Source organism: Variovorax saccharolyticus (assembly GCF_030316765.1).
In the GTDB taxonomy this organism is placed as follows: Bacteria; Pseudomonadota; Gammaproteobacteria; order Burkholderiales; family Burkholderiaceae_C; genus Variovorax; species Variovorax saccharolyticus.
The window spans coordinates 265,276-280,941 of sequence record NZ_JASZYT010000007.1 but is presented as its reverse complement, the minus strand read 5'-3'; the positions used below and the strand labels follow the sequence as shown (position 1 = coordinate 280,941).

Genomic DNA, 15,666 nt, shown 5'->3' with positions numbered 1-15,666 from the left:
CGGTTGTTACAAAATCCTCCTTCATGTCGCCAGCCATTTCCGACACTACGCCTGCCATCACCGAAGCGCCCCTGACCCTGCTCGATCGGGACCATGCCATCCTGGGCTTCAACGAGCGCGTGCTCGACTGGGCCTACCGCACCGAGGTGCCTCTGATCGAGCGGCTGCGCTACCTGTGCATCGTGTCCTCCAATCTGGACGAGTTCTTCGAGGTGCGCGCGGCGCCCCATCTCGCGGCCGGCGTGGCCGGCGAGCAGAAGGGCAACTACACGGTCGATTCGTTCGAGCGCCTGGCCCAGGCGGCGCATGCGCTCGTGGCGAGCCAGTACGCGCTCTACAACGACGGCCTGATCCCGGCCTTCGCGAGCCAGGGCATCCAGATCATTTCGCACGGCGAGCGCAATCCGGCGCAGCGCAAATGGGTGAACGAGTACTTCGAGCGCGAGGTTCGGCCGCTGCTGATCCCGGTCGGCCTCGATCCGGCCCATCCGTTCCCGCAGGTCGCGAACAAGTCGCTCAACTTCATCGTCCGGCTCGGCGGCAAGGATGCCTTCGGGCGCGAGAACCCGATCGCGATCCTCAAGGTGCCGCGCGTGCTGCCACGGGTGATACGCATGCCGGCCAAGCTGTCGGGCGGCAAGACGCTGTTCATCGCGCTGTCGAGCGTGGTGCGGGCCCACCTGTCGAGCATGTTCCCGGGCCGGGAGGTGAGCGAGTTCTCGCAATTCCGCGTCACGCGCCACTCCGATCTCGCGGTGGACGAGGAGGACGTGCGCAACCTGCGCACCGCGCTGCGCCAGGGGCTGCAGCATCGCCATTACGGACAAGCCGTGCGGCTGGAGGTGTCGGCGAGCTGCTCCGAGTCGCTGTCGGCCTTCCTGCTGGCGCAGTTCGAGCTGCCGCCGCTGGCGCTCTACCGCGTGCACGGGCCGGTGAACCTGGCGCGCCTCACGCAGCTGATCGACCTGCTCGACGAGCCGCAGCTGCGCTTTCCGCCCTATCTGGCCTCCTACCCGGTCACGCTGTCGCCGGGCCAGTCCTTCTTCGACCGGCTGCAGCGCAGCGACGTGCTGATCCACCAGCCCTTCGAGAGCTTCGGCGGCGTGCTGGCCTTCCTGCGGGAAGCGGTACAGGATCCGCAGGTGCTGGCGATCAAGCAGACCATCTACCGCACCGGCACCGACTCCGAGCTCATGGACCTGCTGCGCGAAGCGGTGCGGCGCGGCAAGGAAGTCACCGTTGTGGTGGAACTCAAGGCGCGCTTCGACGAGGAGGCCAACATCAACTGGGCCGAGATGCTCGAGTCGATCGGCGCCCAGGTGGTCTACGGCGTGGTCGGCCTCAAGACCCACGCCAAGATGCTGCTGGTGACGCGCCGCGAGGGCAAGAAGCTGCAGCGCTACGGCCACCTGTCGACCGGCAACTACAACCCGCGCACGGCGGCGCTCTACACCGACATCAGCCACCTGACGGCCGATCCGCTGCTGACCGCCGACATGGAGGCGGTCTTCGTGCACCTGGCCAGCCAGAGCCGGCTGCCCAAGCTCAACCGCATGTGGCTGGCGCCCTTCGACCTGCACCGCAACCTGATCGCACGCATCGATGCGCTGGGCGCGGCGGCGGCGGCTGGGGAAGCCGCCCGCATCGTCGCCAAGATGAACGCGCTGACCGACGAGGCCCTGATCGCCGCGCTGGTCCGCGCGGGACGCAACGGCGTCAAGATCGACCTCATCGTGCGCGGCGCCTGCACGCTGCCGGCCCGGGTGCCGGGGCTGACCGACAACATCCGCGTGCGCTCGGTGATCGGCCGCTTTCTCGAGCATTCGCGGGTCTTCTATTTCCGCCAGGCGCTCGACGAATCGCTCTACCTGTCGAGCGCCGACTGGATGAACCGCAACATGCTGCGGCGCGTCGAACTGGCCTGGCCGGTGACCGATCCCGGGCTGCGCCAGCGGCTCATCGACGAGTGCCTGGTGGCCTACCTGCACGACGGCCGCGACGCCTGGGACCTCGGTGCCGACGGTGTCTACCATCGGGTCTACAAGGACACGCATGCGGGCGAGGAGGGCGCTTCCCGGGCCATCGAGGCTCACGGCGCCCAGACCGCGCTCATGAACCGCTACGCATCGCGCGGACGCAGCCGCGCCGCATCGAGAGACTGAACCATGGACCTCATTTTCTGGCGCCACGCCGAGGCGGACGACTGGACCGAAGGCTGCGACGACCTGCAGCGCTCGCTGACCGCGCGCGGGGAGAAGCAGGCCAAGCGCATGGCCGCCTGGCTCGACCGCCAGCTGCCCGAGGGCACCCGCATCGTCTGCAGCCCGGCGCGCCGCTGCGAGCAGACCGCGCTGGCGCTCGGGCGCAAGTTCAAGATGCGCACCGAGCTCGCACCCGACACCACGCCCGACGCGCTGCTGGCCGCCGCCGGCTGGCCGAACGGCAAGTCGGTGGTGCTGATGATCGGACACCAGCCTTCGCTGGGGCAGGCGATCTCGCTGCTGCTCGGGCTGCAGCAGGACAGCTGCCCGGTGCGCAAGGGCGCGGTGTGGTGGATCCGCACGCGCGAGCGCGACGGCGACGTCCAGACCGTGGTGGTCACGGTGCAGGCTCCCGAGCTGCTCTAGGGGCCGAGGCCGGCCGCTTCGAGCGGCCTCAGAGTCCCGCGGTCTCGACCCGCCAGGCGGTCTTCTGCCAGGCCACGACTTCCTCGCGCAGCAGGTGCGCGGACTGCGGGAACAGGGCCGACCAGTCGGCGCGGCAGCCGACGATGAAGCGCCGCGCATCCGGGCGCTCGAGCGTGAAACCCTTCAGGTCCGGATCGCGCCGCGCATGGCAGAGGATCACGGCCAGCCGCAGCGCGATCAGCTGCGACACGAAGGTCTCGTCTTCGAGCGCGTTCTCCAGCTTGCGCAGCTTGCCGCGATGTCCCAGCACCAGCTGGCTCAGGGCGTGCATCTCGTTGACCGCGAAGCCCGGCGCATCGGCGTTGTCCAGGATGTAGGCGCCATGCTTGTGGTACTCGCTGTGCGAGATCTGGGCGCCGATCTCGTGCAGCTGCGCGGCCCAGCCGAGCTTGCGCAGGGCCCGGCCGGCGCGGTTGGTGGTGCTGCCGCCGCGCGCCGCCGGATTCAGCTGCACGTAGAGCGAGGCCGCGGTCTCGCCGACCCGCTTGACCTGGGCCGCATCGACCGGGAAGCGGGCCGCGAGCCGGGCCACGGTGGCGGTGCGCAGGTCGGCGACCGTGTCGTCGCGCTCCAGCAACTCGTACAGGACCCCGTGGCGCAGCGCGCCCTGGGCCACCCGCATCTCCTCGATCTCGAGCAGGTCGAACACCGCCCGCAGCACGCTGACGCCGCCGCCGATCACCGGCTTGCGGTCCTCCCGCATGCCCTCGATGCGCAGCCGGTCGGCGCTGCCGGCCCGCAGCAGCCGGTCGACCAGCCAGTCGAGGCCGTCGCGCGTGATCAGGCCCGGCTCGCCGCCGGCCAGGGCCAGCACGTCGCCGACCGCACCGATGGTGCCCGAGGCGCCGTAGACGACATCCCAGCGGTCGGGGACATAGGTGCCGAGCGCATCGTCGAGCACCGCCTTGGCTGCCACCTCGGCGGCCTGGAACGCCGCCTGGGTGAACAGGCCCTGGGGGAAGTGCTTCATCGACCAAGCGACGCTGCCGACCCGGTAGGACTCCATGACCTCGGCCTCGAGCGCTCGGCCGATGATCATCTCGGTCGAGCGGCCCCCGATGTCGACCACCAGCCGCCGCTCGCGATTCGAAGCGTCGGTGTGGGGCAGGGTGTGGGCCACGCCCTGGTAGATCAGCCGGGCCTCCTCGCGGCCGGTGATGACGTCGATGCCGAAGCCGAGCACGGTGCGTGCGCGCAGCAGGAACTCGTCGCGGTTGCGTGCCTCGCGCAGGGTCTGGGTGGCCACGGCGCGGACCTGGGAGCGGTCGAAGCCGGCCAGCCGTTCGCCGAAGCGGGCCAGGGCGTCCCAGCCGCGCTGCATCGCCTCGGGCGTGAGGTTGCGGGCGCTGTCGAGGCCGTTGCCCTGGCGCACGGTCTCCTTGAGGTATTCGGTGCGATGGATCTGGCCATGGTCGACCTGGCCGATTTCGAGCCTGTAGCTGTTCGAACCGAGATCGACCGCCGCGAGGCGGGTTCCGTTTTTCATAGAGGGTTGTGGGTGTCGGGACCTGATCGTAGCCGGGCGGGCTCGCAAGGCTAGGCGCGCCGTGTGACGAATATGTGACAGTGACACGCAAGCAGGCGCTGCAATGGGCGATTTCTCCTCTGTACGCAAGTGTCACGACGTTGTCACACAAGCTTTCTAGAGTCGCTGCCAAGCCCCCTGAGGGGTCCTTCTTGCAGTTCAAAGGAAGCACATGAAAACGACGTTCAAATTCGCAGCCGCCGGCCTGATCGCCGCGGCCTTCGCCCAAGTTCCGGCACTGGCCCAGGAGGCCGCCACCGGCGCCGGCGCCAGCTTCCCGGCACCGCTCTACTCGAAGTGGGCCGCCGATTTCAACAAGGCCACCGGCGCCAAGATCAACTACCAGTCGGTCGGCTCGGGCGCCGGCCTCAAGCAGATCGACGCCAAGACGGTCGATTTCGGCGCCTCGGACATGCCGCTGTCGGACGACGAGCTCAAGAGCAAGGGCCTGATCCAGTTCCCGACCGTCATCGGCGGCGTGATCCCGGTGGTCAACATCCAGGGCATCAAGCCGGGCGAGCTGAAGCTCAGCGGCGCGGTCATCGGCGACATCTACCTCGGCAAGATCACCAAGTGGAACGACCCGGCGATCAAGGCGCTGAACCCCTCGCTGGCACTGCCGGACGCCGCGATCGCGCCGGTGCGCCGCGCCGACGGCTCGGGCACCACCTTCCTGTTCACCAACTACCTGAGCAAGGTCAATCCGGACTGGAAGGCCAAGGTCGGCGACGGCACCGCGGTCAACTGGCCGACCGGCGCGGGCGGCAAGGGCAACGAAGGCGTCGCGGCCTTCGTGAACCGGCTGCCGAACTCGATCGGCTACGTCGAGTACGCCTACGTCAAGCAGAACAAGATGACGTATGCCCAGATGCAGAACCAGGCCGGCAGCTTCGTCTCGCCGGACGATGACGCCTTCAAGGCGGCGGCCGCGGGCGCCGACTGGTCCAAGAGCTTCTACCAGGTGCTGACCGACCAGCCGGGCAAGGATTCGTGGCCGATCACCGGCGCCACCTTCATCCTGATGCACAAGTCGCAGGACAAGCCGACGCAGGCCACGACCACGCTCAAGTTCTTCGACTGGGCCTACAAGAACGGCGACAAGACCGCCGGCGAGCTCGACTACGTGCCGATGCCCGACAAGGTGAAGGGCGCCATCGCCACCGCCTGGGGTGAGATCAAGGACGCTTCGGGCAAGCCCGTCGCGATCAAGTAAGACCCCTCGGCGCGCGTATGAGTACACCGCTTGATCGCGCGCCGAATCCGGAGCGACACGTGTCATCCACATTCCCCGCCAGCCCCACGCCGCTCGACCTTCAGGCCGAGCGCGCCCGTTCCAAGGCCGGCCCGCCGCCGGCCAAGCGGCCGCGCAGTGGCCCCGCCACCGACCGGCTGTTCGGCTGGGCCGCCAAGGGCGCCGCGCTGCTGACGCTGGCCATGCTGATCGGCATCCTGCTGTCGCTGCTGTACGGCGCCTGGCCCGCCATTTCCAAGTTCGGCCTCGGCTTCCTCACCAGCAGCGTCTGGGATCCTGTCAAGGACGAGTACGGCGGCCTGGTCATGATCTACGGCACGCTGGCGACCTCGCTGATCGCGCTGCTGATCGCGGTGCCGGTGAGCTTCGGCATCGCGCTGTTCCTGACCGAGATGTCGCCGGCCTGGCTCAAGCGGCCGCTCGGCACCGCGATCGAACTGCTGGCGGCGGTGCCCTCGATCGTCTACGGCATGTGGGGCCTGCTGGTGTTCGGCCCGATCCTCTCGACCTACGTGCAGCAGCCGCTGCAGAAGCTGTTCGAGGGCGTGCCCTATCTGGGCGCGCTGGTGGCCGGCCCGCCGGTGGGCATCGGCATCCTGTCGGCCGGCATCATCCTGGCGATCATGATCATCCCGTTCATCGCCTCGGTGATGCGCGACGTCTTCGAGGTCACGCCGCCGCTGCTCAAGGAGTCGGCCTACGGCCTGGGCTCGACCACCTGGGAAGTGGTGTCGAAGGTGGTGCTGCCCTACACCAAGGCCGGCGTCATCGGCGGCATCATGCTCGGCCTCGGCCGCGCACTGGGCGAGACCATGGCGGTCACCTTCGTGATCGGCAACACCAACCAGTTGAACTCCCTGTCGGTCTTCGAGCCGGCCAACAGCATCACCTCGGTGCTGGCCAACGAGTTCGCCGAGGCCGGCGCCGGCCTGCACCAGGCTTCGCTGATGTATCTCGGCCTGGTGCTGTTCTTCATCACCTTCGTGGTGCTGTCGCTGTCCAAGCTGCTGCTGGCGCAGATGAAGAAGAGCGAGGGCACGAAATCATGACCACTGCGGAACGACTCCTGAACGCCAAGACGCTCGACGAGACGCGCGCGGCGCGCTTCGCCGGCCGCAAGCGGCTCAACTTCGTTGCCCTGACCCTGTCGCTGGCGGCCATGGCCTTCGGCGTCTTCTGGCTGGTGTGGATCCTCTGGGAAACACTGCGCCTGGGCATCGGTGGCCTGGCGCTGAGCACCCTGACCGAGATGACGCCGCCGCCGAACGAGGCCGGCGGCATCGCCAACGCGATCTTCGGCTCGCTGGTGATGGTGCTGTTGGCGACCTTCGTCGGCACGCCGATCGGCATCATGGCCGGCATCTACCTGGCGGAGTACAACGTCAAGGGCTGGCTCTCGACCATCGTGCGCTTCGTCAACGACATCCTGCTGTCGGCGCCCTCGATCGTCATTGGCCTCTTCGTCTACGCGGTGGTGGTGGCCTACTTCAAGTCCTTCTCGGGCCTGGCCGGCGCGCTGGCGCTGGCGCTGATCGTGATTCCGGTCGTCATCCGGACCACCGAGAACATGCTGCAGCTGGTGCCGCCGGGCCTGCGCGAAGCCGCCTACGCGCTCGGCACGCCGAAGTGGAAGGTGATCCTGAGCATCACGCTGCGCGCCGCCCGCGCCGGGGTGGTCACGGGCATCCTGCTGGCCGTGGCCCGCATCGCCGGCGAGACCGCGCCGCTGCTGTTCACCGCGCTCAGCAACCAGTTCTGGACCTCCGACGTGACGCAGCCGATGGCCAGCCTGCCGGTGACCATCTTCAAGTTCGCGATGAGCCCGTACGAGAACTGGCAGCAGCTGGCCTGGGCCGGCGTGTTCCTGATCACCGTCGCCGTGCTGGCACTCAATATCCTCGCGCGGGTCCTGACGCGCAACAAGCTCTAAGAAAAACCATGCCTACCACCACTCTCGCACAGCCGACGCGCTCGAAGATCTCGGTCAAGGACCTGAACTTCTACTACGGCAAGTTCCACGCGCTCAAGGGCATCAACCTCGAGATTCCCGAAAACAAGGTGACCGCCTTCATCGGCCCGTCGGGCTGCGGCAAGTCGACCCTGCTGCGCACCTTCAACCGCATGTTCGAGCTCTATCCCGAACAGCGCGCCGAGGGCACCATCGCGCTCGACGGCGAGAACCTCCTGACCTCCAAGCAGGACGTGGCCCTGATCCGCGCCAAGGTCGGCATGGTGTTCCAGAAGCCGACGCCGTTCCCGATGTCGATCTACGACAACATCGCCTTCGGCGTGAAGCTGTTCGAGAACCTCAGCGCATCGGAGATGGACGACCGGGTCGAATGGGCGCTCAAGAAGGCCGCCCTCTGGACCGAGGTGCGCGACAAGCTGCAGCAGAGCGGCTCGGGTCTCTCGGGCGGCCAGCAGCAGCGCCTGTGCATCGCCCGCGGCATCGCGATCAAGCCCGAGGTGCTCCTGCTCGATGAACCTTGCTCGGCACTCGATCCGATCTCCACGGCGAAAATCGAGGAGTTGATCGCCGAACTGAAAAGCGAGTACACCGTGGTCATCGTGACCCACAACATGCAGCAGGCAGCGCGCTGCAGCGACTACACCGCCTACATGTACCTGGGCGACCTGATCGAGTTCGGCGCCACCGAAGACCTGTTCTTCAAGCCGAAGCGCAAGGAGACCGAGGACTACATCACCGGCCGTTTCGGCTAAAGGGACAGCAAAATGACCGAGAAGCACCTTTCCAGCCAGTTCGACAGCGAACTCAACACCGTCTCCTCGCGCGTGATGGAGCTCGGCGGCATGGTCGAGGCCCAGATCCACCAGGCGGTCTATGCGCTGCAGGAGTTCGACGCCGAGGCGGCCGAGCGGGTCACGGAGACCGAGCACCGCGTCAATGCGATGGAGATCGAGATCGACCGCGAGTTGTCGTCGATCATCGCCCGGCGCCAGCCGACCGCGCGCGACCTGCGCCTGCTGATCGCGATCTCCAAGACCACCGCCAACCTCGAGCGCGTCGGCGACGAGGCCAACAAGATCGCGCGCATGGTCAAGTCGATCATCGAGAGCGGATCGGCCCGGGCGCTGCCCTCGACCGAACTGCGCATCGCCGCCGACCTGGCCTCCGGCCTGCTGCGCAAGGCGCTCGACGCCTTCGCGCGCCTGGACACCGCGGCGGCGCTGTCGATCCTCAAGGACGACGACCTGATCGACAAGGAGTTCGACGGCTTCGTGCGCAAGCTGGTCACCTACATGATGGAAGACCCGCGCAAGATCTCCGCCAGCCTCGACCTGCTGTTCCTCGCCAAGGCGATCGAGCGCATCGGCGACCACGCCAAGAACATCGCCGAGTTCATCATCTACATCGTCAAGGGGGCCGATGTGCGGCACACTTCGATGGAAGCCATCGAGTCGGCATTGCAGTGACCGGCAGACATTGAATTCATGAAGAAACCAAGGATCCTGATCGTCGAAGACGAGTCGTCGATCGCCGAGCTGATCGCGGTCAACCTGCGCCACAACGGCTTCGAGCCGATCTGGGCCGAGGACGGTGCCGCCGCCCAGCGCGAGATCGACGCCTTCCTGCCCGACCTGGTGCTGCTCGACTGGATGCTGCCGGGCCAGAGCGGCCTGCAGCTGGCGCGCCAGTGGCGCAAGGACCCGCGCACCAAGGCCATCCCGATCCTCATGCTGACCGCGCGCGGCGACGAACCCGACAAGGTGGCCGGGCTGGATGCCGGCGCCGACGACTACATCACCAAGCCTTTCTCGACCCAGGAGATGCTGGCGCGGATCCGCGCCGTGCTGCGCCGCCGGGCGCCTGAGGCCGTGGCCGAGCGGGTCGAGATCGGCGAGCTGGTGCTCGACACCGCCACCCATCGCGTCACCTGGCAGGGGGCGCCGCTGAAGGTCGGGCCGACCGAGTTCAAGCTGCTGGGCTTCCTGATGCAGCACGCCGAGCGCGTCCACAGCCGGGCCCAGCTGCTCGACAAGGTGTGGGGCGACCACGTCTACATCGAGGAGCGCACGGTCGACGTGCACGTCAAGCGCCTGCGCGAATCGCTCGGCGCCGCCGCGCCGATGGTCGAGACCGTGCGCGGCGCCGGCTACCGGCTCACCGCCCAGGCGACAGTCTGAACACGCTTCGTGCAAGAGGCCCGGCAGGCTCCGCCTGCGAGCGGGCGGGATAATCGCCCGGCATGCCGTTTCGTATCGCAACCTTCCTGATGGCTTCCGCGCTGGGCGGCGGCATCGCCACGGCATTGCTGAACTGGCACTACGCCGGCCTCGGCGCCTGGCTGGGCGCGCTGCTGTGGCTGCTGCTCGATGCCTGGCGCGCCCAGCGACTGCTGAACGTGCTGCGCAGCGATGCCGCGGGGCTGCCCTCGCGGGGGCCCGGCATTTGGGGCGAGCTGTCCGAACGCATCCGCAAGCTGCTGCGCGAGCGCGAGCAGCAGACCCGCCATGCCGAAGACCGGCTGCAGGAGTTCCTGGCTGCCATCCAGGCGTCGCCGAACGGCGTCGTGCTGCTCGACGAACAGGGCCGCATCGAGTGGTGCAACCAGACCGCGGCCGGCCAGTTCGGCATCGATGCCGAACGCGACCTGCTGCAGCACATGGCGAACCTGGTGCGCGATCCGGCCTTCGTGGCCTACCTGGCCTCCTGGCACTACAGCCGCGACGTCGTGATCGATGCCCAGGGCCCGCAGCAGCGCAATCATCCGGCGCGGCTGTCGGTGCAGGTGCATCCCTACGCCGGCAACCGGCGCATGCTGCTGACGCGCGACATCACCTCGCTCGAGCAGGCCGAGGCGATGCGGCGAGACTTCGTGGCCAACGTCTCGCACGAGATCCGCACGCCGCTCACGGTGCTGGCGGGCTTCGTCGAGACGCTGCAGAACCTGCCGCTCGACGCCCAGGAGCGCGCGCGCTATCTCGGCCTGATGGCGCAGCAGTCGCACCGCATGGAGACCCTGGTCAACGACTTGCTGACCTTGTCGCGGCTCGAAGGCAGCGCAGCGCCGCCGGCCACCCGCTGGACCCGCATGCGGGCGCTGATGGCGCAATGCGAGGACGAAGGGCGAGGGCTTTCGAGCCGGCTGAGTTCGCAAGGGCATCAGCTGTCGTTCACGCTGCAGGCCGACTCGGAAATCGCCGGTGCGCCGACCGAGTTGCAGAGCGCGATGTCGAATCTGCTCAGCAACGCCATCCGCTACACGCCCGGCGGGGGCGAAGTCGCCGTGAGCTGGCGCCTGTTGCCCGACGGCCGCGGCGAATACGCGGTGCGCGACAGCGGCCCGGGCATCGCCGCCGAGCACCTGCCGCGGTTGACCGAACGCTTCTACCGCATCGACCGCAGCCGCTCTCGCGAGACCGGCGGCACCGGGCTCGGTCTGGCGATCGTCAAGCACATCGCTCAGCGCCACGGCGCCGAACTGCGCATCGAGAGCACGCCCGGCAAGGGCTCGCGTTTCGCGCTGGTGTTCCCGGTGGCCCGCCTGCGTCAGGCAGCGCCGCTCAGCGCCATCGCTTGAAAATGCCGACGAGGCCTCAGGCCAGCCTGGGGCGGCCCGGCGCCGGCCTGAGCGTGGACAGCAGCAGGGCGATGAACAGGCCGGCGGTGACTGCCAGCGCCAGCGCGCCCATGAGCCAGAAGGCGAGCGGCGAAGGCATCGCGCTCCAGTGGCCGAAGCCGCGATAGGCCAGCAGGTAGCCGCCGCCCAGCCCCAGGCCCCAGAGCAGCCCGCAGTAGAGCACCAGCGGCGCCACGGTGACGCGGTAGCAGCGCAGCACGAAGACGCACAGCGTCTGCAGGGCATCGGCGAAGTGATAGACCGCGGTCGCCAGCAGCAGTGTCGCCCCGAGCGCCACCACCGCCGGGTTGGCCGAATAGATCCCGGCCAGCTGCCAGCGCAGGGCCGCCATGCCGCCGGCGAACAGCAGGGCGAAGCACACGGTCAGCTCGAAACCGCGGCGGCAGGCACGCCGCGCCTGGGTGGCGTCGCCGGCACCGAGCCAGAAGCTGACGCGCGCACTGGTCGCGATGGCGAGCGACAGCGGCATCATGTAGGCCACCGCCGTGAGGTTCGACGCGATCTGGTGCGCGGCCGATGCCGCGGTGCCGAGCCGGGCGATGAACAGCGCCATCAGGGTGAACGAGGTCACCTCCACCAGCACCGACAGGCCGGCCGGCACGCCGAGTCGCGCGAAGCGGCGCAGCTGCTGCCAGTCGGGCGGCTCGATCCGCTGCCAGAAGCGGTAGCCGGTGTAGAACGGGTCGCTGCGCAGCAGCCAGACGGCGGCGCCGAGCATCGTGTAGTTCACCACCAGGGTGGCCCAGCCGCAGCCGACCAGCCCCATCGCCGGCAGCCCGGCGCCGCCGAAGGTGAACCAGATCGACAGCGGCAGCTTCAAGCCCAGCGAGGCCAGCTGCAGCCAGGTCACGAGCTGCGGCTTGCCCAGGCTCTGGTTGAGGGTGCTGAAGAGGCGGAACAGCAGCGCCGGCGCCAGCGCGAAGGCCAGCACCTGAAGGTAGGCCTCGACCTCGTCGCGCATCGCCGGCGGCACCTCGGTCCAGCGCAGCAGCGGCGCCGGGAACAGCAGCAGCGCCATGCCGAGCGCGATTGCGGCGGCGCAGAGGTAGAGCGACTGCCGCACCGAACGGCCGACCTCGGAGGTGCGCCGGGCACCGTGGAGTTCGGCCCACACCGGCAGCAGCGCCTGCAGCCCGCCCATCAGCGAGACGTAGACGCTGATGAAGATCGCCGAGCCGACCGACAGCGCCGCCAGTGCGCCTTCGGCATAGCGGCCGGCGACGATGGTGTCGGTCACGCCGAAGGCCATCACCGCGAGCTGGCCGACCAGCACCGTCGCGGCGTGGCGCGCGATCACCCCGCGTTCGCTGCTAGCCACCGATGCGCTGGAAAAGGAGCAGGTCGTCGCTCGGGCTGGTCGGGCGGCGCAGGGTGCCGATCAGGCGCCAGCGCTCGAGGCTCACGATGTCGTGCAGCCGCGCGATCGCCTCGGGGCTGACCAGCAGCCAGGGGCAGGTCGGCTCGGACCCCAGCGACCGGAGCTTGAAGTTGCCGTGGTGGCGCAGCGCGGCGATGTGCGGCCGGCTGAGCGCGAGCTCGGAGATGCATTCGGGCTGGCCGACCTTGTCGGCGATCGCGCGCACCTGCGGCACGTAGCTGCGCGCGTAGTCCAGCAGCGGCAGCCACAGGGTCATCAGCAGCATCCAGCACAGTGCGGCGCCGCCGGCCGGCAGCACCAGGGTCTTCCAGAGCGCGGCGCGATGGCGCCCGGTGCGCCAGCGCACCAGCCAGGCCCAAGCCAGGGTCGCGACCAGCGCGAACACGAAGGCGACGGCGGAGAAATGCGGCACGAAGCCGGGCGCGAGCTTGGCCACGTTGGCGGCTGGCTTGGCCGGCACGCCGGTCTGCATCGCCACCCACATCACCCAGATGATGATCGCCGAGCCGGTGAAGAACAGCAGCGTGAACCAGTCGATCAGGGCTGCCACGCTGCGCCGCAGCGTCGGCAGCGCAAAGGCGGCCAGCGTCGCGAAGGCCGGCAGCCCGAGCAGCAGGGAGCGCTCGGAGAAATCCGTCGTCCAGGTGGCCAGCAAAGGCATCAGCGCGAACCACAGGGGCAGCGCGACGTGGCGCGCCATGAGCTGCCGGCGCCAGCGCCACAGCGTCCAGACCGCCAGCGGCCAGGTCGGCCAGGTGAACCACAGCAGCAGCTTGGCCTGGCTGCGCACTTCGGAGAGCACGCGCGGATGCGGGTCGCTGCCGCCGAAGTCGATCTTCCACTGGAACAGGCCCATCGCGGCCGAGAGTGCCGCGGCCAGCACGGTCGCGCCGAGCACGGCGGCGATGGCCGCGACGCTGTAGGTCGGTTCGGATTCGGAAGGCTCGTCGGCGGCGCTGCGCAGGCGCTCCGCCGCCAGCACCCCGACGCAGCCGAGGCCCAGCCCGAGCGCCACCGTGGGCCCGCCGGACAGCGCCAGGCCGACGCTGCCGACCAAGAGCGCGACGAACGCGCCGACGCGGTGGTAGGGCAGCGCCGCGACGCCGTAGAACAGGTGCGAGGCAAAGAACAGCTGCGCCAGTGCCGGCGTGGTTTCGTGTCCGAGCTGCGCCAGGCCCAGCGAGGCGATCATGGCCAGCAGGGCGCCATCGGCGATGGCCCGCGCATAGTCGGTAGGCTGCGCTTCGCCGCCGAAGGCGAAGGCCACCGGCTGCGCCCGCGGCGTGCGCGCCAGGTAGTAGGCGGCATACCAGGTGGCGCTGAAGGTTCCCCACAGCAGCAGCGCGAAGGCGATGCGGACCGCGAGGTCGGGGCTGATCCAGGCCGGCGCGATCTTGATCGCCCAGGCGCCGATCCAGTACGGCAGCAGCGCGGGGGTCTCGGGCCGCAGGCCGAGCAGCATCGGGTCCAGCCAGCGGGCGATGCCGCCGCCGCCCTTGGCGAGCTCGGCCATGAAGCCGAAGGCCGCGATGTCGGCGCTCTTCCAGGGGCCGCGGCCCAGCAGCCCCGGCATCAGGTAGGCGGCGCACAGCAGCAGCAATGCGATCCGCGGCAGGCGGCGCACGGCGCTCTGGGCAACGATCGCTGGCGTCGGCTGGTTCAAGGGTCGGGAGTGGAGCGTGGATGCGAAAGAAAAAAAGGGCAGCACGGTAAACCGGGCTGCCCTCGACGCGGAAGCGCCCGCCTTACTTGGAGGCGGCGCCGGTGGTCTTGCCGAAGCGGTTGCGGAACTTCTCGACGCGGCCACCCATGTTGTCGACCGACTTCTGCGTGCCGGTGTAGAAGGGGTGCGACTCGCTCGAGGTGTCGAGCTTGAAGAGAGGCAGTTCGCGACCGTCGTCGGTCTTGCCCATTTCCTTGGTGTTCGCGCACGAACGGGTCACGAACTTGAAACCGTTCGAGAGATCCACGAACAGAACTTCGCGGTAGTTGGGGTGAATGCCTTCTTTAGCCATGATCATTTCCTTGTGGGTCGATGCGAGAGCCACAGCGGGGCAGAACGCCCTCGAAGCACTTTTCGCTTAGCCGTTGATTATCGCATACTGAGCGGTTTCAGCGCCAGAGGTCCGTTCAAGATGCCAATTCCCACCCTGAGAGCCGGTTTGGTCGGCTACGGATTCGCCGGCCAGACCTTCCATGCGCCGGTGCTGTCGGCGGTCCCGGGCCTCGAACTCGCCGCCGTCGCCAGCTCGCAGCCTAACAAGGTCCATGCCGACTGGCCCGAGGTGGACGTGGTGCCCGACGTCGACGCCTTGTTGCGCCGAGGCGACATCGACCTGGTCGTGGTCGCCGCTCCCAACGCCCAGCACCATCCGCTGGCGAGGTCTGCGCTGGAGGCCGGCAAGCACGTGGTGGTCGACAAGCCCTTCACGCTCGATGCGGCGCAGGCGCGCGAGCTGGCCGGGCTCGCGCAGCGCCAGGGCAGGCTGCTCTCGGTCTACCAGAACCGTCGCTTCGACTCCGACTTCCTGAGCCTGCGCGGACTGCTCGAGCGCCGCGAACTCGGACGCCCGGTGTACTTCGAATCGCATTTCGACCGCTTCCGGCCGCAGGTGCGCGAGCGTTGGCGCGAGCAGCCGGTGCCTGGCGCCGGTTTGTGGGTCGATCTCGGGTCGCACCTGGTCGACCAGGCGCTGCAGCTCTTCGGCCGTCCGGACACGCTGCAGCTCGACACCGCCGCGCTGCGCGAGCGGGCGCAGGTCGAAGACTATTTCCACGCCGTGCTGCGCTACGAAAGCGGCGAGCACGCGCCGCTGCGGGTGGTGCTGCACGCCACCACGCTGGCGGCCTTCGCGGCGCCGCGCTTCATCGTGCACGGCACGCGCGGCAGCTTCATCAAGCGCGGCGTCGATCCGCAGGAAGACGCGCTGCGCGCCGGCGGCCGGCCCGGCGATGCGCAGTGGGGCGCCGACCCGGTCGACGGCGAACTCACGCTGGTGGGGCTGGACGGCAGCGCGCGCACGCAGAAGCTGCCCACGCAAGCGGGGAACTACGTGGGCTACTACGCGGCGGTGCGCGATGCGATCCTGGGGAAGGGCCCGAATCCGGTGACGCCGGAGCAGGCGGTCGAGCTGATGGAACTGCTCGACCTGGGTCGCCAGAGCGCGGCGGAAGGCCGGGCCCTGGCGGCGCGCTGACAAGGCGTCAGCGCGAGGAGGCTT

14 protein-coding genes are annotated in these 15,666 nt (G+C 68.8%); 10 read left to right on the top strand and 4 right to left on the bottom strand.

Features of this window, described 5'->3' with window-relative positions; translation table 11 throughout:
- Window positions 1-23: 23 nt before the first annotated feature.
- Both ppk1 and QTI45_RS21995 read left to right on the top strand, forming a co-directional pair.
- Window positions 24-2,162: a polyphosphate kinase 1 gene (gene ppk1, locus QTI45_RS22000; protein WP_286655894.1), complete on the top strand. Its 2,139-nt coding sequence runs from the start codon at window positions 24-26 to the stop codon at window positions 2,160-2,162.
- Window positions 2,163-2,165: 3 nt separating this feature from the next.
- Window positions 2,166-2,627 (top strand): SixA phosphatase family protein, encoded by a 462-nt coding sequence (locus QTI45_RS21995; protein WP_286368080.1) that lies wholly within the window; start codon window positions 2,166-2,168, stop codon window positions 2,625-2,627.
- A gap of 28 nt (window positions 2,628-2,655) precedes the next feature.
- Here the strand turns inward: QTI45_RS21995 and QTI45_RS21990 are convergent, their stop codons facing one another.
- The gene (locus tag QTI45_RS21990; protein WP_286655893.1) at window positions 2,656-4,173 is read right to left on the bottom strand and encodes a Ppx/GppA phosphatase family protein; all 1,518 of its coding nucleotides are present in this window, start codon (window positions 4,171-4,173) and stop codon (window positions 2,656-2,658) included.
- Between the two features lie 211 nt (window positions 4,174-4,384).
- Between QTI45_RS21990 and pstS the strand changes: the two genes are divergently transcribed.
- From pstS to phoR, 7 genes are all read left to right on the top strand, one after another.
- On the top strand, window positions 4,385-5,425 hold the full coding sequence (gene pstS, locus QTI45_RS21985) for a phosphate ABC transporter substrate-binding protein PstS (protein WP_286368078.1): 1,041 nt from the start codon (window positions 4,385-4,387) through the stop codon (window positions 5,423-5,425).
- Window positions 5,426-5,442: 17 nt separating this feature from the next.
- Entirely contained in the window at window positions 5,443-6,513 is a 1,071-nt protein-coding gene (gene pstC, locus QTI45_RS21980) for a phosphate ABC transporter permease subunit PstC (RefSeq protein WP_286368077.1), read from the top strand.
- A complete protein-coding gene (pstA, locus tag QTI45_RS21975; protein ID WP_286655892.1) occupies window positions 6,510-7,394 on the top strand; it encodes a phosphate ABC transporter permease PstA in 885 nt (294 codons plus the stop codon). The genes pstC and pstA overlap by 4 nt, the downstream gene beginning before the upstream one ends.
- Before the next feature lie 8 nt (window positions 7,395-7,402).
- Window positions 7,403-8,185 carry a phosphate ABC transporter ATP-binding protein PstB gene (pstB, locus tag QTI45_RS21970; protein ID WP_286368075.1) on the top strand — a complete coding sequence of 261 codons (783 nt, stop codon included), beginning with the start codon at window positions 7,403-7,405 and terminating at the stop codon, window positions 8,183-8,185.
- A gap of 12 nt (window positions 8,186-8,197) precedes the next feature.
- Complete coding sequence (gene phoU / locus QTI45_RS21965) at window positions 8,198-8,899, top strand: phosphate signaling complex protein PhoU (RefSeq protein ID WP_286368074.1); 702 nt, start codon at window positions 8,198-8,200, stop codon at window positions 8,897-8,899.
- Window positions 8,900-8,917: 18 nt separating this feature from the next.
- On the top strand, window positions 8,918-9,610 hold the full coding sequence (gene phoB, locus QTI45_RS21960) for a phosphate regulon transcriptional regulator PhoB (protein ID WP_286368073.1): 693 nt from the start codon (window positions 8,918-8,920) through the stop codon (window positions 9,608-9,610).
- A gap of 62 nt (window positions 9,611-9,672) precedes the next feature.
- Window positions 9,673-11,007 (top strand): phosphate regulon sensor histidine kinase PhoR, encoded by a 1,335-nt coding sequence (gene phoR / locus QTI45_RS21955; RefSeq protein WP_286368072.1) that lies wholly within the window; start codon window positions 9,673-9,675, stop codon window positions 11,005-11,007.
- A 16-nt stretch (window positions 11,008-11,023) separates the two neighbouring features.
- Here phoR and QTI45_RS21950 read toward each other — a convergent pair whose 3' ends face one another.
- From QTI45_RS21950 to QTI45_RS21940, 3 genes are all read right to left on the bottom strand, one after another.
- The gene (locus QTI45_RS21950; protein WP_286655891.1) at window positions 11,024-12,385 is read right to left on the bottom strand and encodes an MATE family efflux transporter; all 1,362 of its coding nucleotides are present in this window, start codon (window positions 12,383-12,385) and stop codon (window positions 11,024-11,026) included.
- A complete protein-coding gene (locus QTI45_RS21945; RefSeq protein ID WP_286655890.1) occupies window positions 12,378-14,108 on the bottom strand; it encodes a DUF4956 domain-containing protein in 1,731 nt (576 codons plus the stop codon). Before QTI45_RS21945 ends, QTI45_RS21950 begins: the two co-directional genes overlap by 8 nt.
- Before the next feature lie 82 nt (window positions 14,109-14,190).
- Window positions 14,191-14,460 carry a type B 50S ribosomal protein L31 gene (locus QTI45_RS21940; protein ID WP_158722485.1) on the bottom strand — a complete coding sequence of 90 codons (270 nt, stop codon included), beginning with the start codon at window positions 14,458-14,460 and terminating at the stop codon, window positions 14,191-14,193.
- Between the two features lie 120 nt (window positions 14,461-14,580).
- Between QTI45_RS21940 and QTI45_RS21935 the strand changes: the two genes are divergently transcribed.
- On the top strand, window positions 14,581-15,642 hold the full coding sequence (locus QTI45_RS21935) for an oxidoreductase (RefSeq protein WP_286655889.1): 1,062 nt from the start codon (window positions 14,581-14,583) through the stop codon (window positions 15,640-15,642).
- Window positions 15,643-15,666: the final 24 nt, after the last annotated feature.

Bases quoted from the DNA above. Each gene is read 5' to 3' on its own strand.
- ppk1 (WP_286655894.1), top strand. From the start codon at position 24: ATGTCGCCAGCCATTTCCGACACTACGCCTGCCATCACCGAAGCGCCC.
- QTI45_RS21995 (WP_286368080.1), top strand. From the start codon at position 2,166: ATGGACCTCATTTTCTGGCGCCACGCCGAGGCGGACGACTGGACCGAA.
- QTI45_RS21990 (WP_286655893.1), bottom strand. From the start codon at position 4,173: ATGAAAAACGGAACCCGCCTCGCGGCGGTCGATCTCGGTTCGAACAGC.
- pstS (WP_286368078.1), top strand. From the start codon at position 4,385: ATGAAAACGACGTTCAAATTCGCAGCCGCCGGCCTGATCGCCGCGGCC.
- pstC (WP_286368077.1), top strand. From the start codon at position 5,443: ATGAGTACACCGCTTGATCGCGCGCCGAATCCGGAGCGACACGTGTCA.
- pstA (WP_286655892.1), top strand. From the start codon at position 6,510: ATGACCACTGCGGAACGACTCCTGAACGCCAAGACGCTCGACGAGACG.
- pstB (WP_286368075.1), top strand. From the start codon at position 7,403: ATGCCTACCACCACTCTCGCACAGCCGACGCGCTCGAAGATCTCGGTC.
- phoU (WP_286368074.1), top strand. From the start codon at position 8,198: ATGACCGAGAAGCACCTTTCCAGCCAGTTCGACAGCGAACTCAACACC.
- phoB (WP_286368073.1), top strand. From the start codon at position 8,918: ATGAAGAAACCAAGGATCCTGATCGTCGAAGACGAGTCGTCGATCGCC.
- phoR (WP_286368072.1), top strand. From the start codon at position 9,673: ATGCCGTTTCGTATCGCAACCTTCCTGATGGCTTCCGCGCTGGGCGGC.
- QTI45_RS21940 (WP_158722485.1), bottom strand. From the start codon at position 14,460: ATGGCTAAAGAAGGCATTCACCCCAACTACCGCGAAGTTCTGTTCGTG.
- QTI45_RS21935 (WP_286655889.1), top strand. From the start codon at position 14,581: ATGCCAATTCCCACCCTGAGAGCCGGTTTGGTCGGCTACGGATTCGCC.